Origin of the sequence: Methylomonas rapida (assembly GCF_024360925.2) — a bacterium.
GTDB lineage: Bacteria > Pseudomonadota > Gammaproteobacteria > Methylococcales > Methylomonadaceae > Methylomonas > Methylomonas rapida.
Genome location: NZ_CP113517.1, coordinates 3,609,633 through 3,631,161, shown reverse-complemented (window position 1 = coordinate 3,631,161; position 21,529 = coordinate 3,609,633). Strand labels below are relative to the sequence as shown.

Annotated in this window: 22 protein-coding genes; 7 read left to right on the top strand and 15 right to left on the bottom strand. The window is 54.2% G+C overall.

The features are described 5' to 3' along the window. Positions 1-25: 25 nt before the first annotated feature. The 3 genes from NM686_RS17100 to NM686_RS17085 all read right to left on the bottom strand — a co-directional run bounded on the left by NM686_RS17100 (position 26) and on the right by NM686_RS17085 (position 2,721). A complete protein-coding gene (locus tag NM686_RS17100; RefSeq protein WP_255189061.1) occupies positions 26-1,855 on the bottom strand; it encodes a hypothetical protein in 1,830 nt (609 codons plus the stop codon). An 81-nt stretch (positions 1,856-1,936) separates the two neighbouring features. Continuing rightward, positions 1,937-2,383, bottom strand: coding sequence for a pilin (locus NM686_RS17095; protein ID WP_407942389.1), 447 nt, complete (start codon positions 2,381-2,383; stop codon positions 1,937-1,939). A gap of 11 nt (positions 2,384-2,394) precedes the next feature. Further along, positions 2,395-2,721, bottom strand: a complete 327-nt coding sequence (locus tag NM686_RS17085; RefSeq protein WP_255189060.1) for a hypothetical protein — start codon at positions 2,719-2,721, stop codon at positions 2,395-2,397. A 280-nt stretch (positions 2,722-3,001) separates the two neighbouring features. On the opposite strand from NM686_RS17085, the gene NM686_RS17080 reads away from it, so the two are divergent. Beyond that, positions 3,002-3,514: a tetratricopeptide repeat protein gene (locus tag NM686_RS17080; protein ID WP_255189059.1), complete on the top strand. Its 513-nt coding sequence runs from the start codon at positions 3,002-3,004 to the stop codon at positions 3,512-3,514. A gap of 114 nt (positions 3,515-3,628) precedes the next feature. Here the strand turns inward: NM686_RS17080 and NM686_RS17075 are convergent, their stop codons facing one another. The 10 genes from NM686_RS17075 to def form a co-directional block, all read right to left on the bottom strand. After that, complete coding sequence (locus NM686_RS17075; protein ID WP_255189058.1) at positions 3,629-3,898, bottom strand: BrnA antitoxin family protein; 270 nt, start codon at positions 3,896-3,898, stop codon at positions 3,629-3,631. Continuing rightward, complete coding sequence (locus tag NM686_RS17070; protein ID WP_255189057.1) at positions 3,882-4,181, bottom strand: BrnT family toxin; 300 nt, start codon at positions 4,179-4,181, stop codon at positions 3,882-3,884. The genes NM686_RS17075 and NM686_RS17070 overlap by 17 nt, the downstream gene beginning before the upstream one ends. A gap of 133 nt (positions 4,182-4,314) precedes the next feature. Beyond that, complete coding sequence (gene rpsI / locus NM686_RS17065; RefSeq protein WP_255189056.1) at positions 4,315-4,704, bottom strand: 30S ribosomal protein S9; 390 nt, start codon at positions 4,702-4,704, stop codon at positions 4,315-4,317. Between the two features lie 15 nt (positions 4,705-4,719). Further along, complete coding sequence (gene rplM, locus NM686_RS17060) at positions 4,720-5,148, bottom strand: 50S ribosomal protein L13 (protein WP_255189055.1); 429 nt, start codon at positions 5,146-5,148, stop codon at positions 4,720-4,722. A gap of 79 nt (positions 5,149-5,227) precedes the next feature. Beyond that, positions 5,228-6,589 carry a sigma-54-dependent transcriptional regulator gene (locus NM686_RS17055; RefSeq protein WP_255189054.1) on the bottom strand — a complete coding sequence of 454 codons (1,362 nt, stop codon included), beginning with the start codon at positions 6,587-6,589 and terminating at the stop codon, positions 5,228-5,230. Beyond that, positions 6,586-8,742 (bottom strand): sensor histidine kinase, encoded by a 2,157-nt coding sequence (locus NM686_RS17050; RefSeq protein ID WP_255189053.1) that lies wholly within the window; start codon positions 8,740-8,742, stop codon positions 6,586-6,588. Before NM686_RS17050 ends, NM686_RS17055 begins: the two co-directional genes overlap by 4 nt. Next, complete coding sequence (locus tag NM686_RS17045) at positions 8,724-9,287, bottom strand: DUF4390 domain-containing protein (protein ID WP_255189052.1); 564 nt, start codon at positions 9,285-9,287, stop codon at positions 8,724-8,726. Before NM686_RS17045 ends, NM686_RS17050 begins: the two co-directional genes overlap by 19 nt. After that, the gene (gene rsmB / locus NM686_RS17040; protein ID WP_255189051.1) at positions 9,262-10,551 is read right to left on the bottom strand and encodes a 16S rRNA (cytosine(967)-C(5))-methyltransferase RsmB; all 1,290 of its coding nucleotides are present in this window, start codon (positions 10,549-10,551) and stop codon (positions 9,262-9,264) included. Before rsmB ends, NM686_RS17045 begins: the two co-directional genes overlap by 26 nt. Beyond that, on the bottom strand, positions 10,548-11,474 hold the full coding sequence (gene fmt, locus NM686_RS17035) for a methionyl-tRNA formyltransferase (RefSeq protein WP_255189050.1): 927 nt from the start codon (positions 11,472-11,474) through the stop codon (positions 10,548-10,550). The genes rsmB and fmt overlap by 4 nt, the downstream gene beginning before the upstream one ends. 8 nt (positions 11,475-11,482) lie before the next feature. Continuing rightward, on the bottom strand, positions 11,483-11,989 hold the full coding sequence (def, locus tag NM686_RS17030) for a peptide deformylase (RefSeq protein ID WP_255189049.1): 507 nt from the start codon (positions 11,987-11,989) through the stop codon (positions 11,483-11,485). Positions 11,990-12,183: 194 nt separating this feature from the next. Here def and gap point away from each other — a divergent pair, with 194 nt between their 5' ends. Continuing rightward, the gene (gap, locus tag NM686_RS17025; protein WP_255189048.1) at positions 12,184-13,197 is read left to right on the top strand and encodes a type I glyceraldehyde-3-phosphate dehydrogenase; all 1,014 of its coding nucleotides are present in this window, start codon (positions 12,184-12,186) and stop codon (positions 13,195-13,197) included. A gap of 9 nt (positions 13,198-13,206) precedes the next feature. Further along, complete coding sequence (gene pyk, locus NM686_RS17020) at positions 13,207-14,643, top strand: pyruvate kinase (RefSeq protein ID WP_255189047.1); 1,437 nt, start codon at positions 13,207-13,209, stop codon at positions 14,641-14,643. Between the two features lie 399 nt (positions 14,644-15,042). Here pyk and uvrD read toward each other — a convergent pair whose 3' ends face one another. Further along, positions 15,043-17,211: a DNA helicase II gene (uvrD, locus tag NM686_RS17015; RefSeq protein ID WP_255189045.1), complete on the bottom strand. Its 2,169-nt coding sequence runs from the start codon at positions 17,209-17,211 to the stop codon at positions 15,043-15,045. Between the two features lie 98 nt (positions 17,212-17,309). Here uvrD and NM686_RS17010 point away from each other — a divergent pair, with 98 nt between their 5' ends. Next, entirely contained in the window at positions 17,310-17,585 is a 276-nt protein-coding gene (locus tag NM686_RS17010; protein WP_255189044.1) for a YgaP family membrane protein, read from the top strand. A gap of 39 nt (positions 17,586-17,624) precedes the next feature. On the opposite strand, the gene NM686_RS17005 is transcribed toward NM686_RS17010, so the two are convergent. Continuing rightward, positions 17,625-18,086, bottom strand: coding sequence for an FxsA family protein (locus tag NM686_RS17005; RefSeq protein WP_255189043.1), 462 nt, complete (start codon positions 18,084-18,086; stop codon positions 17,625-17,627). Positions 18,087-18,404: 318 nt separating this feature from the next. On the opposite strand from NM686_RS17005, the gene cutA reads away from it, so the two are divergent. From cutA to NM686_RS16990, 3 genes are read left to right on the top strand one after another with little or no spacing between them, the layout of a single operon-like run. Continuing rightward, positions 18,405-18,722 carry a divalent-cation tolerance protein CutA gene (gene cutA / locus NM686_RS17000; RefSeq protein WP_255189042.1) on the top strand — a complete coding sequence of 106 codons (318 nt, stop codon included), beginning with the start codon at positions 18,405-18,407 and terminating at the stop codon, positions 18,720-18,722. Beyond that, on the top strand, positions 18,704-20,932 hold the full coding sequence (gene dsbD, locus NM686_RS16995) for a protein-disulfide reductase DsbD (protein WP_269021871.1): 2,229 nt from the start codon (positions 18,704-18,706) through the stop codon (positions 20,930-20,932). The genes cutA and dsbD overlap by 19 nt, the downstream gene beginning before the upstream one ends. Next, the gene (locus NM686_RS16990; protein ID WP_255189040.1) at positions 20,929-21,456 is read left to right on the top strand and encodes a TlpA family protein disulfide reductase; all 528 of its coding nucleotides are present in this window, start codon (positions 20,929-20,931) and stop codon (positions 21,454-21,456) included. Before dsbD ends, NM686_RS16990 begins: the two co-directional genes overlap by 4 nt. The last annotated feature ends 73 nt before the right edge of the window (positions 21,457-21,529 follow it).

Genomic DNA, 21,529 nt, shown 5'->3' with positions numbered 1-21,529 from the left:
CGCGATTGATGCAGGTTCATACGGTTCACCGCCTACTTGGCTGGAACCGTTTTTTCACAGCTGTCGCCAGATCGTCAAAATTTGGCGCATTATCCGCGGCGACCGTCAGCGCTTTGGGGCAAAGTTCGTCCGCGGTTGCTTTCATGTTTTCATCCAGCGCCCATTCGCAGGCCAGGAACAAGGGCGTCGGGTTTTCCGGCCTGACCGCAAAGCCTTGTTTAAGCGTAGCGAATGCGGCTTCTTTCTGTTTCAGCCGCCATTGATAGTGCGCCTTGTACATGAACAGCATTTGCCGGTTGGATTGCATTTGCCGGGTTTTTTTCAATACCTCGTCAAGTAGATTGACATAGGCTTGCGCAGAAAAACTGCATTTATCGTCTAGCCCCAGATTGGCTAGATCGACCAACCCCATGATGGCCAGGTTATCGGCGACGCGGAAAGGACTGATGTCGATAGCAAAACTCTCGTCTTTCAAGGATTTAAATTCTTTGCAATCGATATAAAGGTGTTGGATTTTTACCCCCAAAGTAGCAAAAGGCTGATATTTTTTGCGTGCCAAATCATAGGCGCCGGCATTGATCAGCTGGCTGGCCAATACATGGGTTATGCGCTCGGATTTGGGGTGATGGGTTTCGATTTGATGATACAAGCGAATGTCCGATCCCCAAGTATCGGCCAACAGCCAAGTGCTGAAAACCAACAAGGCTAAATAACAGCCTCCAACCCATGTCAAAACGCGTTTATTGGTGAGCAAATGGTCGATCAAGGACACCAGGGCCAGAAAAAAACCGATCGAGGGCAGGTAATTGCGGTGTTCGTACATCAATTCCAGCGCAAAAACACTCGATTCCAGTAAATGACCGGCAAAGAAGAGCACTAGGCCAAAGCTGTACAAGGGCAGTTTTTTGCGGGCGAACAATGCCGAAACAAGCAATAAAGCCAACAAGCCTGCGGCTGGAGCAGTGGTCCAGGGTTGTAACAGGCTTGTCGATAGCTCGACATCGTCATGTAAAAAGCTCATGCGTCCCTGGGCTGGTATCAGTAACATGCCCAGATAGGTTGTCACGACACGGGCCTGAGTGAGTGTGCGTTCGCCGAGCGTGAATTCGCGTATCGCATAGCCTCCTGCAATGGAATCGAATTGCCAGCAAAAGATTGCCAGGCCGATTGCGATTAATCCGGTTACGATCAGGTTAAAGGCCTTGTCCGTGAGATTGTCTTTTTGCAGTATGAACAACTCCAAAACGATGATGAATACCGGGAAGAGTAGCGCCGTTTCCTTGCTGAAAATAGCCAGTGGAAAAAACAGCAGCCAACTAAGCGCTTGGCAGCAAACGAAGGCTTTGCTGCGTATCGGATTTTCTCGAGCCAGCCAGTAGCAATACAAGCCTGCGACACTAAATAAAGTTGCCAGCTGCGTCATGCGCTGCACGGTATAAAGCACGGTGCTGACCTGCAGCGGATGCAGCAGCCAAATCGCGCTTACAGCAACGGCTAAATATGTTTGCTGAGGCGTTACGCGGGCGACCAGCTTTCGTAAAAAAACATAAATGACAAAGCCCGTCAGCAAATGTATCGCCAGATTGGTCAGCTTCCAGTAAAACAAATACTGGGATAGCCAGGCATTGACGAAAAAGCTGGCCATGGCCACGGGCCTGCCGAATGGGCCGCTGGGGCTGAATAGCTCGGTTTTCATTTTGGCCAATGAAAATTCGTCATTGAACAAGAAGCCGAAGGTGCTGACATCATCCAGCAGTAACGGGCCGTCCAACCCAGGCCAGTACACGCCAATGCAAAGAAGCGAAGCCAAAAAGTATAAAAGCAATGCCGTGCTGTTACGGCTGATTCTTATCATTCTTGTCTCGGTTTGAAATATCTAGGGAGCGAGCCAAAAAAAACGCCCCGAAGGGCGTTTTTCAAGTCGTATGAGACGTTATTAGAAGCGGCAGTTGGCCGGTCTAAATTTGTTTGGGAGAGTAGCAGTTGAGTTGGAACATGTCCAAACGATTGGCTTGGTTGGAACTGTTCCGGCAGCTAAGACAGTTCCGACAGCTCCTTCCCAGGGAGTTAAAAACAGGGTGCCGTTTCCTGCGGAAGGCGTATAAGTAATCGTGATTTGCCCATTAGTCGAGTTGACAGTAACTGAAGTAACCTTGTCAGTTGCTTGTGGAGGCGTCCAACCTTTGGTTAAATCAGATAAACCGTTCATGGCGTTTTCCGATACGGTTACTTTGGCGGATGAAGCCAAGCTCAAACCTTCGGTGACTTTGGCTCTCACAACGTAATCTTGATAAGCCGGAATCGCGATAGCTGCCAAGATACCAATGATCGCCACGACGATCATCAATTCGATCAAGGTAAAGCCTTGTTGTACTTTTTTCATGGGTAGTGTGTTCATGGGTTGATCCTCATGGGTTGGAAATGATTCGCTGTGATTAAAGCAGTTCCTGTGCCAGGATGTGGAGTTGCAAAGATTTCAGGCCTTGCTTTCGTATTAAGTGCTTGTAAAAAAAGAGTTAAAGCCTTTCTGTAAATCCAGAGTCTTGCGCGCGATGCCAAGCGGTCGACCATGTTCATTGTTCGGGCTAGGCAGATGCGCCGTTTGCCGGTATAAATACTCTGCCATTTCTGTTGGCCGCCAGTAAAAAAACTCTGCCAATTAAAAATAATCGATGTTGATCTGGGTTTGGCAAGGATTTGGTTGAAGATAATTTCCCGCACTCCGGGCTCATCGTTCCCATGCTCCGCGTGGGAATGCAGCCTGAACCGCTCTGCGGTTCAAGTTTCCACGCGGAACATGGTAACCATAAGCGGAAGTAACTTCTGACAAAATCCTAAGTATTCAGCCTCCCCCCTTTTTTTTGCAAAGAGGGAGGCGAGATTACCGACTTCTTTTGAGGCAGGCTGAATAATTACTGGGGTTGTTGCTGCGTGTTGGCGGGCTGTTTCGTTTCTCTTTTTACAAAACCTTGGTTTTAGTGTGTTTCGTGGATTAAATGATTTGTTTAAATCGAAGGCTGTGCTGAATATCAGCCTGCAAGCCGTCATGACCCTGACCGAATGGAGCGAGCGCACCGTGCGCCGGCGTATCGCCGATGGCTCGTTGAAATGCGCGGCCGATAGCGGTTCTTATAACAAGACGCTGATTTGCCTGGATTCCATCCTGGCGGATGTCTGCATTCCGCTGGCCGAGGAAGACGTGGAAATACTCAGGCGGGCCGATGCCGGCGACGCCGAGGCGCAAACCGATTTGGCCTTGCTGTTTTTGGCCGAGGGCAAAGGCAAAAGTGGCTTGTATTGGTTGGAACAGGCGGCCAAGCAGAATCTGCCGGACGCGATGCAGTGGCTGGCCGAGTGTTATTTACGCGGCGAAGGCGTGGCGAAAGACGAGCATCTGGCGCTGATGTGGCTGGCGAAAGCGGCGGCCTTGGGGCATGAACTTGCCAAACTGCAGATCGAGGCCATGCGACCAGTAAGGAAGAGTGGAGTCGAAGAGAGCGGAATTGAGGTATGAACGGCTGCGCCAAGTAAAATAATATAATTGTTTTAAAGCCAAACATTGTGGGAGCGACACTCCCGCAGGATATTTTCAAAACAGTTGTACATGATTACTGGTATTAATTTGTAGTCATGAGTGTCCTTGTGCTTTTTCCTGCAGCCATATCTTGATTAAGGATTGATAGGGAACATCTCGAGCATTAGCTGCTGCTTTGATGGAGTCGAGTAAATGTTGTGGCAGGCGCAGGGAAATGGTTTTGGTCGTTGGTTTAAGATTGGTTAGAACCACTGTTTGCGCTTTATTCCAGTCCACGTAATCCGTTGAATCATGTGTTTCCCAGAACTGTTGCTCTTCCGCTTCGGTAGTAAATGTTGGTATTTTTTTAAGATGCTTGCTCATAAATAATACGCTCTTTTTTGTGCATATCTCTGGCTGAGATCACGCGAATATGTGTGTCCATATGGCGCAAGGTAAAGGTGATGTGTAACAAACGATCTTGGTGAGTTTTGCCCAATGCATGAAACCTTGGTTCTTGTTGGCTGTGTTTGGCATCTGTCAGTAATAGCAGTGGAGCATTAAAGAACACCTGCTCGGATTCTGCCAATGATACACCGTGTTTGCTGTTTTTACGGTTGTTGCCTTCGTCCCAGTCGAAACCAATTATCGCAGATAAGTCAATCATGTTTGTATATTATGGGAATATACGGATTGATACAAGGCGTGTTTGATTATTGTGAAGGTGTGGTTTGAGTGTAAGTTGTTAAAAACAAAAAAGCCGCTGAAAAGCGGCTTTTTCTTGTCCCGGCGTAAAACGCTTAACGTTTTGAGTATTGAGGACGTTTTCTGGCTTTGTGCAAGCCGACTTTTTTACGTTCGACGACGCGGGCGTCACGGGTTACATAGCCTGCTTTTCTGAGTGGTGAGCGGGTGGCTTCGTCGAATTCGATCAGGGCGCGAGCCAGGCCGTGACGGATGGCGCCGGCTTGGCCAGAAGGGCCGCCGCCGCTGACGATGATGTTGACATCGAATTCGCCGCTTTTTTCCAGCAGTTCCAGAGGTTGTCTGGCGATCATTTCGTCGGTTTTGCGGCCGAAATATTGTTCAACAGGCAGGCTGTTGATGGTGAATTTTCCCGAGCCGACGGTGGCGTAAACACGCGCCACTGAGCTTTTACGACGACCGGTTCCGTAGTATTGAGCTGCCATAAACTATCTACCTGCTTAGAATTCTAATACTTTAGGTTGCTGAGACTGATGGTTGTGCTCAGGACCTGCGTAAATTTTCAGTTTTTTGAACATCGCACGGCCTAATGGGTTTTTAGGCAGCATGCCTTGTACGGCGGTGCTGATGATGCGATCCGGAAAGGTTTGTCTCAACTTGCCCAAGGAGGCTGACTTCATGTTGCCTACATAACCGGTATGGCGGTAGTACATTTTGTCTTTTTCCTTGTTGCCGGTGACGGCGACTTTTTCCGCGTTGACGACGATGATGTAATCGCCGGTGTCAACGTGTGGAGTAAATTCTGGTTTGTGTTTGCCGCGAAGACGACGTGCAATTTCAGTAGCAAGGCGACCTAGCGTCTTTCCTTCTGCATCAATCACGTACCAATCGCGCTTCACTTCTGCGGGCTTTGCACTAAATGTTTTCATCTTTGCTTCTTCAATTCTGTTGAGGCCATGTATAAAGACAGCGGATTTTACTCAAAGCAGGCAATGACTTCAAGTTGTTTTACAGTTTAATTTTCAGGGAATGCAGTTTGCGGTACAAGTGCGTGCGCTCCATGCCGATGGCTGCCGCCAGCTTGGCGACGCTGCCGCCGTTTTTTTCGAAATGGTATTCCAGATAGGATTTTTCGAAATGGTCGCGGGCTTCTTTCAACGGCAGGTTGAAAAATTCCGGTACGTTAGAGCCCAGTTTGGGTTGTTCGGCAATCGAACCCAGCGCGGTTTTGACTTCGTCCAGTTCGATGTCGTCGCCGGCGCCCAGTATCATCAGGCGCTGCACCAAATTGCGCAATTCGCGCACGTTGCCGGGCCAGCTGTAGTTGCGCAAATAGTTTTGCGCGGCCATCGAAAAGCGCCGGAACGGCAGTTTTTCGTGGACGACGAAATGGTCAATGTAGAAATTCAGCAGGCCGGGCACATCCTCGCTATGGTCGCGTAGCGGCTGCACCTCCAGCGTGACTTCGTTCAATAAGTAATACAAATCCTGGCGGAACCGGCCGCAATTGACTTCTTCATCCAGGGCCATGCGGGTGGAGGCGACCACGCGCACGTCGACCCGCACGCTCTGGCTGCCACCGACGCGCAGAAACGAGCTGGATTCCAGGGCGCTGAGCAGGCGGGCCTGGGTTTCCGGGTCCATGCCGCCGATTTCGCCTAGAAACAAGGTGCCGCGGTGCGCTTGTTCCAGCAGGCCGCGATAGATGCGGCCATTATCTTCGCGGCCGAAAAATTCCACCGCTGCATTTTCCGGCGAGATGCTGCCGACCGAAACGTCGACAAACGGGCCATCCCGGCGCGGACTGTTGTTGTGCAGATAACGGGCGAACATTTCCTTGCCGACGCCGGCTTCGCCGACGAACAGCACGCGGGTATCGTGCTGGGCCAGGCGCTTGACCTTGTCCTTGGTGCGCTCGATAACCGCGCTCTTGCCGACCGGATCGACCCCTATCATCAGCTGCTGCTTCAGGCCGGCGTTTTCGCGTTGCAGCGAGCTGGTTTCCAGGGCGCGTTCGACGATCAACAGCAGTTTGGCCAGCGACAAGGGTTTTTCCAGGAAGTCGTAGGCGCCCAGGCGGGTGGCTTCCACGGCCGATTCCACCGAGCCATGGCCGGACATCATGATCACCGGGCACAGAGCTTCGTCTTCGGCGACCCATTCCCGCAACAAGGTGATGCCGTCGCAATCGGGCATCCAGATGTCCAATAGAATCAGATGCGGTTGCCGCTGGCTTTTCAGTTTACGGGCTTCGGCGGCATTTTCCGCCATGGCCACTTCGTAACCTTCATCCTCGAGAATTTCCGAAACCAACTGGCGAATGTCTTGTTCGTCGTCGACGACCAGTATGTAAGGCGCTTGTTTGTTCATGCATTGTTTCCAAATTCAAAGACCGGCAGCTGGATGATAAAGCCAGCACCGGCATTATAAGACGTATCCACCCAAATCACGCCGCCATGTTCTTCGATGATCTTTTTGACGATCGCGAGGCCCAGGCCCGTGCCTTTGGCCTTGCTGGTGACATAGGGTTCAAAAATGATTTCGATTTGATCGGCATTCAGGCCGCTGCCGTTGTCGTAAATGCCGAATTCCGCGTATTCGGTGTTGTTGCGCACGACTTTACTGATTCTGATATCGATATGACATTGGCCGGGCGTGGCTTCTTGCGCGTTTTTGATCAGATTGTGCAAGACCTGGCGAATGCTGACCGGATCGACTTCGGCGATCACGCGGCGGGTGGCGAAGGAAGAACTGAACACGATGCCGGCCGGCTGGTACAGGGCCACGACTTCCTGAATCAAATCGATCAGGTTGATTTTTTCCACCTGCTTCTTGGAGGGGCGGGCATACTCGGCAAAATCGTCGACCATGCGTTTCATGGCTTCCACTTGTTGCACGATGGTGCGGGTGCCGCGTTGCAGGAATTCCGCCGGGCCGTCTTCCAGTTCCTTGGATAGCTTGTGTTGCAGGCGTTCTGCGGACAGTTGAATCGGCGTCAACGGATTTTTGATTTCGTGCGCCAGTCTGCGCGCCACTTCGCCCCAGGCCGCGTTTTTCTGCGCCTGTATCAGGTCGGTGACGTCGTCGAACACCACCACCGCGCCCATGCGGCTGCCGTTTTGTTGAAACAGCGGGGTGCCGCGGCACAAGAGTTCCTGGCGGCCGTTGGGGCCGAGAAATACGATGCGCTGCTCCCAGATGTCGTCGGCATTTTCCAGCAGATGCTGGATTGCGCTTAACACGTCGGCCAGTTCGCTATGCTGACTGGCGAGTTGCGGCAGGGTTTGGTTGACGAAATGGCTGACCGGGATGTGCAAAATCCGGTAGGCCGCCTGATTGGCGGTACGGATGTGGAACGAGGCGTCGAAACTGATGACGCCGGCGGTCAGGTTGGCCAGGATGGTTTCCAGATAGGCGCGCTGATTTTCCACTTCCAGGCCGGCGGCGCGGGTTTCTTCGCTGGAGCGGGCTATGCGCTTGGTCATCTGGTTGAAGGACTCCACCAGAAAACCCAGGTCGTCCTGGCTCATGACCGGCAGTTGGCGCTTGTAGTCGCCGTCGGCCACGGCTTGGGTGCCCTTGACCAGTTCCTTGACCGGCGCGACGATGTTGCGAATGCTGATGAAGGCCACCCAGATGGCCGCCAGCAAACTCAGCAATAGCACAAGTAACAGGATCAGCGAAAAGCTGGTTTTCAGGGAATTGCGCAGGAAGGTCATTTCCTGATAGCGGATGAAGGCGAACTCGATCGAATCGGCCAGGTCGGTCACGCGTATCGGAATGGGGTAGAGCACTTGCAGAAAGCGGCTTTGATCGCGGTCTATCGGCAGAATGATGCGCACCATCATTTCGTCGTTTTCGCCGGGGTCGAAGGCGAAATATTCCTTGTTTTGCTTCAGTTGCAGCCAGATTTGCTCGTCGGGCAGATGCGGCAGAATTTCGCTGGGATTGGCGCTGCTGGAGGCCAGGATGCGGCCCTGGCTGGAGAAGGCCGCGATTTCCATCGCGCCGGATTCGGCCCATAACGAGCCGATCTCCAGCGCAATGAAGGTGTCGGATTTGTCTTTCAACTGCTCGGCGATTTGCTGGGTTTGCTTGATGTGCCAGGTCATGCGTTGCGCTAGCGCCGATTGACTGAGCTCCAGCGCGTCGTCCATCGCCCGGTCGATTTCGACGTTGAACCAGCTGTCTATGCCTTGATGCAGGAATTGCACGGAAAAATAAAACACGATCGCGGCCGGCGCCAGGGCCAGCAGCACGAACAACGAGATCATGCGCGTGGTCAGGCGCGAGCCGGCTTCCTTTTTTTTCAGCTCGCGCACCAGCGACCAGGCGTTGACCACTACCAGCACCAGCAGCGTGATGGAGCCCAGGGTGTTGATGACCAGCAACCAGGAATGCATCTCGCTGAGTTCTGACGATTCCTGCGTCGAGCTGCTCATCAATTGCAGCGACAGCAGGATGAAGCCGAACAAAATCAGAATGGAGGCGCTAGCCGGCAGTTTTATCTTGGAATGGGCCATAGATACCAATCACTGGAAAGAAACCATTGAGAGTCCAGGTAGGCGAAAGGGCGCAGCGGCACCGGCAATGATTCGCGGTCGAAGCGGGACTTGATGGCCAGGAGGTAATGCCGGCCGGCTTGAAGCAAGGCGGGGGCAATCGGCTGGGCATCGTGCAGGCCGGACATGTAGCTCAAGGCTGCATTGAGGGTTAAAAACATTTCGCTACGTTCCACCAGCGTCGAAACCTCGTATTGATTCAGCAAGGCGTGAAAGCGCAAACGGTAGGGGAGTTCTTGCCTGTGAACGGTGCGATCCCGGAGGCTTCCGGTTTCGCGAATTTCGATCAACACGCGCCAGGTCAGCGGCAGGCCCTTGTGCAGGGCATCCTTGGCGGTATTGCTGAGCTGGTAATGGATGTCTGCCTGAACCGCCAAATTTTCCCCGGCTTCGATCAGGCTGGCCTGGCGGATGCGGATGGAAGGCGTGTCCGCATGGGCCAACAGCGGCAAAAACGCCAGACAGACGAAAAGTCCAGTGCTAAAGGCGCTTGCCGATCTTGGCATAGTAGAATCCATCCATCTGCCAGCTGCCCGTCAGAATTTGCCGGCCGTGAGGGCGGGCCTGGCCCCATGCGGCGGCGATGGGCAGCTCCATGGCATCGGCATGATTTTTCAGGAACTGGCCGATCTGTTGCTCGTTTTCCTGCTTCAGTATCGAGCAGGTGGCGTACAGCAATATCCCGCCCGGCGCCAGCAAACGCCAGGCGGCGTCGAGGATTTTGGCTTGCAGGGTTTGTAGCGTGGCGATGTCGCTGTCGCGGCGCAGCAATTTAATGTCGGGATGGCGGCGTATGACGCCAAACCCGGAGCAGGGGGCGTCGAGCAGAATGCGGTCGAAGCGACGGTCGCCGGCCCAGTCTTGACTGGCGTCGGCGGCCAGGATTTCGGCCTTCAAGCGCAAGCGCTGCAAATTGTCCGTCACGCGTTGCAGGCGTTTGTCGTCTACATCGATGGCCAGCAGGGATTTTAACTCGGGTTGGCGTTCCAGTATGGCGGCCGTTTTTCCGCCGGGAGCGGCGCACAGGTCCAGAACACTTTGCCCAGGTTGTACATCGAGTAATTCGGCCGCCAGTTGCGCGGCCACATCCTGTACCGAAACCCGGCCTTCGCGAAAGCCGGGCAGTTGTTCGACGCTCAAGGGTTGATCGAGGATCAGCGCGGAGTCGCAAAAATTGACGGTTTGTGCGCCTATGCCATGCTGATTGAGCGTAGCCAGATAATCGTCCCGGCTACCTTGCAGCCGATTGACGCGCAAGGCCATCGGCGGCGCTTGATCGTTGGCGTTCAGGATGGCGTTAGCCTGGTCTGGCCAGCATTGCTCGACCTGGCGAATCAGCCAGTCCGGATGATTCAAGCGGGCCTCGGGGCTGGATTGGCAAGCTGTTTGCAGGGTTTCGGCGGCGCGCAGATAGTTTCTGAGGATGGCGTTGACCAGCGATTTGGCCCAAGGCTTGTGTTTGGTGGCGGCTACGGTTTCGGAAACGGCGGCGTGCGGTTTGACCCGCATATACTGCAATTGGTAAAGGCCTATCAATAGCAAAGCTTTGATGTCGCCATCCTTTTGCTTCAGCGGTTTGCCGAGCAGCTGATTCAGTTCATGGTCCAGCGTGAAATAATGCCGAATCACGCCATAGCAGGCCGCCTGCACGAAAGCTCTGTCCTGCGGATTATGAATTTTGCCGAGATGGTTATCGAGTGCTGCCGTCAGCGATTGACCGTCGCTGATGACGTGGGCCAGGATTTTGGCGGCGCAACCGCGTAGATTCATAAGCCCAACTTCACGCCGGCGGCCGGATGGGCATTCAAAAAGTCCTTGCCGGCTATGCGTTTGCCGCCGGGAAGCTGCACTTCCAATAAGCGAATCACGCCATTGCCGGTGATCACGTCCAATGCGTGTTCCGCGCAATCGATCGTGCCGGCCTCGCCTGAAATCGAGCGGCTGACCAGCGCGCTGTTCCAGACCCTCAACACATCGCCCTTGAATCGGGTTTGCGCGACGGGCCAGGCGTTCAGGCCGCGAATCTTGCGGTCCAGTTCTGCGGCGGATTGGCTCCAGTCCAATTCGGATTCGTGTTTTTCCAGCTTGTGTGCGTAAGTCACTTGGGATTCGTCTTGTGGCTCGGCGTGGACGTTGCCATGCTGGTATTGTTCGACGACTTTGAGCAAGCCTTCGGCGCCCATTTGCGCCAGGCGGTCGTGCAGACTGCTCGACGTGTCGCTGGCCTCGATCGGACATTCCATTTTCAATAGCATGTCGCCGGCATCGAGTTTTTTCACCACTTTCATGATGGTGATGCCGGTTTTTTCGTCGCCGGCCATCAGGGCGCGGTGGATTGGCGCCGCACCGCGCCAGCGGGGCAGTAATGAGCCGTGCACGTTGATGCAGCCGAGGCGGGGGATATCCAGCACGCTTTGCGGCAAGATCAGGCCATAGGCCACGACCACCAGTAAATCGGGGTTCAGCGTCGCCAAGTCCGTCAGGGATTCGGTTTGTTTGAAGTTCTCCGGCTGATAAACCGGAATCTCATGCGTCTGAGCCAATTGCTTGACGGGGCTGGCCGCGAGTTTGCGGCCACGGCCGGCAGGACGGTCGGGCTGGGTATAGACGGCGCAGACTTCGAATGGCGAGTCCAGCAAGGCTTGCAACGTGGGTACCGCAAATTCCGGCGTACCTGCAAAAACGATTTTCATGGGCTTTCCTAGCGGCCTTGTTGGTGGTGGATTTTTTCCAGCTTGTTTTTGATGCGGTTGCGTTTGAATGCCGACAGGTAATCGACAAACAATTTACCTTCCAGGTGATCCATTTCGTGCTGGATGCAAACCGCCAGCAAATCGCGGGCTTCCATTTCAAAGCTTTCGCCGTCGCGGTTCAAGGCTTTGACTTTGATGTGTTCGGCCCGGCTGACTTTTTCGAAGAAACCCGGCACCGACAGGCAGCCTTCCTCGGATTCCTCCACGCCGTCCTTTTCGATGATTTGCGGATTGATCAGGCAGATGGGCTCGTTTTTGTCTTCGCTGACGTCCATGACGATCACGCGTTTGTGCACATTGACCTGGGTTGCCGCCAGGCCTACGCCTTTGGCGGCATACATGGTTTCCAGCATGTCATCGACCAAGGTCTTGATTTCGGCATCGACTTGAGGGACTTCCTTGGCTACCGTGCGCAACCGTTTATCAGGAAATTCCAGAATCGTTAAAATGCTCACCTATTACTCCGCTAACTGAATGCAATGGTGCGATTTTATCCGGTTTTGCCCAAATCCGAAACCAGCGAGGGAAATTATCACACGGCTTGTCTGGACGTTTTGAACCGCTATTTGCTACAATCCAGGCTATTTTTGGCGCTCCTGGTGTCAATTTATTCACCCCAGTCTTTCACTCTCATCCCGGAGAACACTCTATGGCAATTAAAGTTGCAATTAACGGTTACGGTCGTATCGGACGCAATGTGATGCGCGCGTTGTACGAATCAGGCAGAACCAATGAAATTCAAGTCGTGGCCATCAATGATCTGGGCGACTCCAAAACCAACGCGCATTTGACCAAATACGACACCGTTCACGGCAAATTCCCGTTCGACGTATCGGTTGATGGCGACTATATCGTGATCAACGGCGACAAAATCCGCGTTTTCGCGGAACGCGATCCTGCGAAACTGCCTTGGGGCGAATTGGGGGTCGACGTGGTGCATGAATGCACCGGTTTCTTTACCAGCAAAGCCAAGGCTTCCGCGCACATTCAAGCCGGCGCCAAAAAAGTCATCATTTCCGCGCCAGGTGGCAACGATGTCGACGCGACCATCGTTTACGGCGTCAACCACAACACCTTGAAAGCGTCAGACACCGTTATTTCCAACGCCTCTTGCACCACCAACTGCTTGGCGCCACTGGTCAAACCTTTGATGGACACTATTGGCGTGGATCACGGTTTGATGACCACCATTCACGCTTACACCAACGACCAAGTGCTGACCGACGTTTATCACAGCGACTTGCGCCGTGCCCGTTCAGCGACTCAATCGATGATTCCGACCAAAACCGGCGCCGCAGCCGCAGTAGGTTTGGTATTGCCGGAAATGGTGGGCAAACTGGACGGTTTCGCGATGCGCGTGCCGACCATCAACGTATCCGTGGTTGACCTGTGCTTCCAGGCTTCGCGCAACACCAGCAAGGAAGAAATCGACAGCATCTTGAAAGAAGCGGCCGCGGGTTCTCTGAAAGGCATTCTGGCCGTCAACGACGAGCCACTGGTGTCCATGGACTTCAACCACAATCCGCATTCTTCCATTTATGAGTCTTCATTGACCAAAGTGACCGCGGGCAACTTCGTCAAAGTCTTATCTTGGTACGACAACGAGTGGGGTTTCTCAAACCGTATGCTGGACACCACCGTTGCTTTGCATAACGCCAAATAAGGGATATACATGCTGTTAAGAAGAACCAAAATCCTGGCCACGCTGGGGCCTGCCACGGACAAGCCGGGCGTGCTCGAAGCTTTGTTCGAGGCCGGTATCGACGTGGTCAGGTTGAATTTCTCGCACGGTTCGGCGCAGGATCATATCGATCGCGCCAACCGGGTTCGGGAATTGAGCAAGAAAACCGGTCGCCGGGTCGGCATTCTGGCCGACCTGCAAGGCCCGAAGATCCGCATCGAGCGTTTCAAGGAAAACAAAGTCTGGCTGGAAGAAGGCCAGGCCTTTGCGTTGGACATCAATCTGGGCAAATTGGACGGCGACAACACGCAAGTCGGCATCAGCTATGAACCGTTGGCGCGCGAAGTCAAGCCGGGTACTCGCCTGTTGCTCGACGACGGCCGTGTCGTGCTGGACGTGGTCAATGTCGAAAACAATACCCGCGTCAACACCACTGTCGTGGTGGGCGGGGATTTGTCCAACAACAAGGGTATCAACCTGTTGGGTGGCGGTTTGTCGGCAGCGGCTCTGACCGACAAGGACAAGGAGGACATCAAAACCATTGCGGTGATCGATGCCGACTATGTGGCGATTTCCTTCCCGCGTACCGCCGAAGACATGCACGAGGCGCGCAGTCTGCTGGAAGCGCAAGGTTGTTATGCCGGCCTCGTGGCCAAAGTCGAGCGTGCCGAAGCGATGGAGGTCATCGACGAGATCATCCTGGCCTCCGACGCGATCATGGTCGCGCGCGGTGACTTGGGTGTGGAAATCGGCGACGCCAATCTGCCGGCGGCGCAAAAACACCTGATCAACCGTTCGCGCGAGTTGAACCGGGCCGTGATTACCGCGACGCAGATGATGGAGTCGATGATCGAAAACCCGATTCCGACCCGTGCGGAAGTGTTCGACGTCGCCAACGCGATCGTCGATGGTACCGATGCGATCATGTTGTCCGCGGAAACCGCATCCGGCAAGCATCCGGTCAAAACCGTGCAAGCCATGGTGCGGATCTGTCTGGAAACCGAAAAGCAGCCGAGCGTGACGAAGTCCATGCACCGGATGACCGATAAGTTCAATCGTATCGACGAAGCGATCGCGATGGCGGCCATGTATATGGCGAACCATACCGAAATTGCCGGCGTCGCCTCGTTGACGGAATCGGGTTCTACTCCGCTGTGGATGTCTCGGATCAACTCGGAACTACCGATCTTTGCTTTCAGTAACAATGAACGCACTTTGGGCCGGGTGACCCTGTATAAAGGCGTTTTCCCGATTCCATTTTCCAAAGAGAAGATGGAGTCTCCAAGCGTCACGCAAAGCCTGATCAATGCCTTGAAAAAACGCGGTGTCGTGAAGCCGGGCGATGCCTTGATCCGGACCAAGGGAGACCTGGCCGGCGCCAGTGGCGGTACCAACTCGCTGAAAGTCATCAACGTCATGGAAGATTGATTTTTCCGTGTCCTTGAACTGAAAAAGGCGTCGTGCTAACGGCGCCTTTTTTTATTCCAGAAAAAACTTTGGTCTACGAAAGGCACAAAATCTGTCCTGAGCGCGGTCGAAACGTTTTCTGTAGGAGCGCCGCCTCGTCGCGACAATAGACTTCGCATCGCGACTGTGCGTAGCTCACCACGGTGACCTTCAGAGTAAAAATGACATCCAAGCAGCATAAAGCCGCAGTGGCAACCACGCTGATTGCAGCCTGGTTGATGAAATTGATGGCCATTGGAGCTTGATCGTTGCGTTTGACGTATCCCCACAAAAAAGCTGAAGCTTTTTTCTCCATGCATCTTTTGGATATGGCGTGCAATAGCTTCAGCTATTGCACGATCAAGGCAAGATGAGCCTTGCCTATAGCGTTTCCAGCTTCGCATAAGCCAACATCAACCATTTGATGCCGGCGTTGCGGAAATTGATTTGCACTTTTTTCTGGTCGCCTTCGCCTTCGGTTTGCAGCACCACGCCTTCGCCGAATTTTTCGTGCCTGACGCTTTGCCCCATGCGGTAGCGGCCGGCGGTTTGGGTGCTATTGCCCAGCGTGCTGTTGAAGGTGGCGGCGGGGCGGGTGACTTGCGCGCGCAGGCGGATTTCCTGTATCGATTCGGGTGGTATTTCGCGCAGGAATCTTGACGGCCTCGGGTAGTTGTCCTTGCCGTATAGCCTGCGAGATTCGGCGTGAGTCAGATAAAGCTGTTCCATCGCGCGGGTGATGCCGACGTAGCAAAGCCGGCGTTCTTCCTGCAGGCGGCCTGGATCGTCGGTGGCTTGTTGCGATGGGAACAGGCCTTCTTCCATGCCGACCATGAACACCAGCTTGAATTCCAGTCCCTTGGCCGAATGCAAGGTCATCAACTGCACGCAGTCTTCGTCGACTTCGCCTTGCATTTCGCCGGCTTCCAGCGCGGCGTGGGTCAAGAACAAATCGACCTCGCTGAGGTTTTCCTCGTTCAGGCTGTCGGCATCGAACAAACGGGCGGCGTTGACCAGTTCTTCCAGGTTTTCCACCCGCGCTTCGCCTTTATCCTGCTTCTCCTTTTTATACAGCTCGATCAGGCCGCTTTTTTCGACGACGAGCTTGACGGTTTCGTGCAAGGGCAATTCCAGGGTTTCGCCGCCCAATTGCAGGATCAGGTTCAAAAAACCTTTTAAAGCATTGCCGGCGCGTGGCGGCAGGCGGTTTTCGTCGAGCATGCGCACGGACGCCTGCCACAGCGACAAGTTTTGCTCACGGGCCAGAATGCGCATGTCGTCCAGGGTTTTGGCGCCGATGCCGCGCGTCGGCGTGTTGACGATGCGCTCGAACGAGGCATCATCGTCATGGTGATTGGCCAGCCGCAAATAGGCCAGGGCGTTCTTGATTTCCATGCGCTCGAAGAAGCGCAAGCCGCCATAGACCCGGTAAGGCGTGCCGGTGGTCATCAGGCGTTCCTCGAACTGGCGGGATTGGGCGTTGGAACGATACAGGATTGCTACGTCGCGGCGCAGACCGCCGTCGTTGACCCATTGCTTGATTTTCTCGACCACGAAATAGGCTTCGTCCTGTTCGTTGAAGGCCGAGTACAACGAAATCGGCAGGCCCTCGCCGGCATCGGTCCACAATTCCTTGCCCATGCGGGCTTCGTTGTTGGCGATCAGCGTGTTGGCGGCTTTCAAGATGTGCCCGGTGGAGCGGTAGTTTTGTTCCAGCCGCACCACTTGGTGGTTGGGATAGTGTTTCTGGAAGTTGAAGATGTTTTCTATCTTGGCGCCGCGCCAGCCGTAAATCGATTGGTCGTCGTCGCCGACCACGAACAGGTTGTCGTTGCCTTCGGTCAGGAGCCTGAGCCAGGCATATTGTATGGTATTGGTGTCCTGGAATTCGTCGACATGTACTTGCTGGAAGCGCTGTCGATAAAAATGCAGCAAATCCTCGTTGTCGCGCAGCAGTTCATGGGCGCGCAGCAGCAGTTCGGCAAAATCGACTAGACCTGAGCGGTCGCAAAGATCCTCATAGGCCTTGTAAACCGTCAGCATCTGGCGTTGGTAAAAATCGCCGCTTTCGTGCATGTGGCGGGCGCGGATGCCTTCTTCCTTTTGTGCGTTGATGAACCATTGCACCTGCTTGGGCGGCCATTTGGTTTCATCGATGTTCAGGTTTTTCAGCAGGCGCTTGATCAGGCGGAGCTGGTCGTCGCTGTCCATGACCTGAAAATTGGCCGGCAGTTTGGCTTGCTCGACATGCTGGCGCAGCAAGCGGTGGGCCAGGCCGTGGAAGGTGCCTATCCACATCGCGCGGGCCGAAATTTCCAGCATGTTTTCGATGCGTTCGCGCATTTCGTTGGCAGCCTTGTTGGTGAACGTGACCGCCAGAATGTGGAAGGGCGAAATTTGATTGATCTTGATATGCCAGGCGATGCGGTGCACCAATACACGGGTTTTGCCGCTGCCGGCGCCGGCCAAAACCAGCATGGCTTGATTGGGCGCGGAAACGGCCAGGCGCTGGGCATCGTTCAAAGGGGCGATGATGGTTGAGACATCCATTTTTATTTGCAGATTTCAATGAGCTGTGTATATTTGCATCCCTTTTAAGGGAAAGCCTTACGTCAGGATAATAAAATATTACACATAGAGGGTTGGAAATGAGCTTCGATTATAAACGCATGGTCAAATTTGAATACAACTTGGGTGCCAAGGACAAAAAAGTCCGCATGGTATCCGGCGTCGTACTGCTGGCTGTATCCTTGTTTACCGCGAAAGTATTGTTATTGCTGGTTGGCTTGGGGTTAGTGGGAACCAGTTATTTTGGCTGGTGCCCGGCTTATTCCGGCTTCGGCAAAAGCACATTAGAGCCCGATGCCGAGGCAGCGATTGCTGACGCGGCGACCGAAACCGACTCCGATACGGACGGCCAATAAAGCCGTCCCGGCCATCTGGATCCGGGCGGGACTAAGGATTCAGATGGTGTCAACATCGCTATCTTTCTTGCTGTATTCGCCATCGATGACATGGCTGTTTTGAGTGGGTGATTGCCTGAATCCGCTGCCCTGTGCACTGGCTATCAAGTGATTTTCGATGATGTACCGGGCCATGTTGCGGCGCAAAGCCGGAATCAGGCAAGCAAAACCCATGGCGTCGGTGAAAAATCCCGGCGTCAACAACAAGGCGCCGCCCATCAGCAATATCGGTCCTTCGATCATTTCATACGCGGGAATGGTGCCTTGCGCGAGGCTGGCCTGGAAGCGCTGCCAGGTGGCAAAACCTTGTCGGCGCAACAGCCAGGCGCCCAATGCGGCAGTAAAGACGACCAGTAATATGGTCGGAAAAGTACCGATCAGGCCGCCGACTTGCATCAGCAGGTAAATTTCCACGAAAGGGACGATCAGGACGAACAAAAACAGCATTTGAATGGCTTTCATGGCGAGCTCGAAAAAGGTAGAAATCGAATGAAAGATCAGTTTACCCGATTTGAAGAGCCAATAACGCCAAGAAAGCACGTTACTCTGAAAGTAGCAAAATGTGGGGGTGCGGTTGCTTGTTGGACAGGCGTCGGCGGCAAGGATGCCGCCGTCGAGCCTACATGGATGTATTCACGGCGGCCTGTCCGGCAAGCAACCTTACCCTGAAGACTATTTTCATTTGCCGGGGCGACGCACAGCCTTCATGAGCGTTACTTTGCCAGAATGAGCGTAAGTCGTCGAAACATCTTCCACCGAATATGCAGGATAATGTCCACCATGCATCATCTGATTTATTGCACTTGCCCGAACCTGGAAACCGCAGAACGGATCGCGCGCCAGTTGGTGGGCGACAAGTTGGCCGCATGCGTGAACATCGTGCCCGGCGTGTCGTCTGTTTACGAATGGCAAGGACAAATCGAGACGGCCCAGGAACATTTGTTGATGATCAAAAGTCAACAGGCCCGCTTTGCCGCCATCGAAACGGCGATCAAGGCCATGCACCCTTATCAAATCCCGGAAATCATCGCGGTCGCGATTGATAGCGGCTCCGCAGACTATTTGCAATGGATCGACTCATGCCTGTCTACCCACTGATTTTATTTTGCCTATTTAGCGTTTTGTTTCAGCCAGCATGGGCGTTGACCAGCGCCGATATATTGCCGGCCGAGCAGGCTTTCAAATTGACGGTTACCGGGCAGTCGCGCCAGCAGGTCGATCTGGTATGGCAGATCGCGGAGGGGTACCACTTATACCGCGATAAAACCAGGATCGAGTCGCAAACCGACGGCGTCCAACTGGGTGCGTTCGAATTGCCCGATGGCGCGGTGGAACACGACCCGGTTTTCGGTGAAACCAGCGTCTATCGCGGTTCATTGAGGGTCAGCGTGCCGTTGACCAATCCAGACAATCAGGCCACCGTGAAGATTTTCACCAAATATCAGGGTTGTGCCGATGTCGGTGTTTGTTACCCGCCGCAGAAGATTGCGCTCGATGTGAATCTGCCTGAAGCATTAGGGGTAAACCAGGCGAGTTCCATCAATCAGTTTTTTGGTGGCCTGAAAAAATTGACACCGAGTTTGTTCCAGGACGAACTCTTACCACCGGAGCAGGCGTTTCAATTCTTCGCCACGCTCAAGGACCCGCATACCTTGCATGTCAGCTGGCTGATCGCGGACGGGTATTATCTGTACAAAAACAAATTGGCCCTGAATCTGGATGACAAGACGCAAACTCGTTTGTCGGCCCTGCCTTTGCCGAAGGGTGAAAGTCATTTGGACGAGGAGTTTGGACAAGTCGAAATTTACCGGCATGAAGTGAGTCTGGATGTGCCGTTGCTACGCGAAAATCTGGCCGCTGAAGCCGTGGAATTGACCGCCAAGTTCCAGGGGTGCGCCGATCGCGGCGTTTGTTACCCACCGATGACCAGCAAAGTAGCCTTGTCGTTGCCGCAAGCTACTCCGCTTGAGTCAAAATCAGCGCCAACCACGCAATCCGAGGTAGCGGCGGTATCGGAGCAGGACCGTATCGTCGATGCCTTGAAACAGGATAGCTTGGCGTTGACGCTGCTGAGCTTCTTCGGCTTTGGCCTGTTGCTGGCGCACACGCCCTGCGTGTTTCCGATGATCCCGATTTTATCCGGCATCATCGTCGGACATGGCCATCAGGTCGGTACGCGCAAGGCATTTTTGCTGTCGGCCAGCTTCGTGTTTGCGTCGGCCTTGATGTACACGGCCTTTGGGGTGTTGGCGGCGCTGTTTGGCAGTAATTTGCAAGCGACCTTTCAAGAGCCTTGGGTGATCGCCACCTTTGCCGGCTTGTTCGTGCTGTTGTCTTTGTCGATGTTCGGCTTTTACGAGTTGCAATTGCCTTCGGCGCTGCAATCGCGCTTGCATCGGTCCAGCGACCAGCATCGGGATGGCTCGTATTTGGGGGCCGGGATCATGGGGGCTTTGTCGTCCTTGATCGTCGGTCCCTGCGTGGCGGCGCCGTTGGCGGCGGCCTTGATCTACATCGGCCAGACCGGCGACGTGCTGCTGGGTGGCTCGGCCCTGTTCGTGATGGGTTTGGGCATGGGCGTGCCCTTGCTGTTGGTGGGGGCTTCCGCGGGTAAATTGCTGCCCAAGGCCGGTGCCTGGATGAACGCCACCAAGGCCGTGTTCGGTGTGATCATGTTGGCGGTGGCGCTATGGATGCTGTCGCGTATCCTGCCACCGACCGTCACGATGCTGCTGAGCGCGATGTTGTTGATCGTTCCGGCCATTTATTTGAACGCGATCGAACCCTTGCCGCAGCCGGCCTCTGGCTGGAAAAAATTATGGAAAGGGCTGGGGCTGATGATGCTGGTGTTTGGCGTGATGCAGTTGATCGGCCTCAGCGCCGGCAATACCAATCCGTTACAGCCTTTGGCCGGTTTGGCGCAGGCCGGAAGCAAGCCGGTCGAAGCGGGTATTCCGTTTCAACGCATACGCACGGTCGCCGAATTGGAGCAAAAATTACAACAAGCGCAAGCCAATGGACAATGGGTGATGCTGGATTTTTACGCCGACTGGTGCGTGTCCTGCAAGGAAATGGAGGCTTATACCTTTGCCGATGCCCAGGTGAAACAGCAGCTGAAAGATTTTATGTTGATTCAGGCGGACGTCACGGCGAATAACGACGACGACAAAGCCTTGTTGCAACGCTTCAATCTGGTCGGGCCGCCCGGTATCATCTTCTTTGATCCGCAAGGACAGGAACGCGCCCGGCAGCGCGTGATCGGTTATCAGGACGCGGCCACCTTTTTGCAATCCTTGAAACAATTATGAAAACCCGCTTATTGATCGTCTTGGCGGCCGTTTTGGCGTTGCTGGCTGGCGTGGCCGTGCGGATGCAGCAGGCAAGGCTTGAGCAGCCGGCTACTTTGTCAGCGGAGCTGCAGTTCAGGTTTCCGGATGTGAAAGGTCAACCGCAATCCGTGTCGCAATGGCGAGGCAAGATCCTGGTGCTCAATTTTTGGGCAACCTGGTGTCCGCCGTGTTTGAAGGAAATTCCCGAGTTCATGCAGTGGCAACAGGAATTCGCCGCCAAAGGCGTGCAATTCGTCGGCATCGCCCTCGACGAGCAACAAGCCGTTGCGGATTATCTGCAAGAATCGCCGGTCAATTATCCCATGCTGGTGGCCGGCGATGCAGGCAGTGTGTTGGCGCGGCAGCTGGGCAACATCATCAATGCCGTACCTTTTACGGTAATCATTGATTCACGCGGACAAATCGTTCACCGGCAACCCGGCGAAATGCGGCGGGAAGAGTTCTTGCGGGTGGTGCGGCCGTTATTGGCGGCGAATGACTAAATGGCGGATAAATCAGTTAAAAAGCTGGATTATCTGGACAAAAACCTACAAATTAGGCAGAATTCCCACCTTC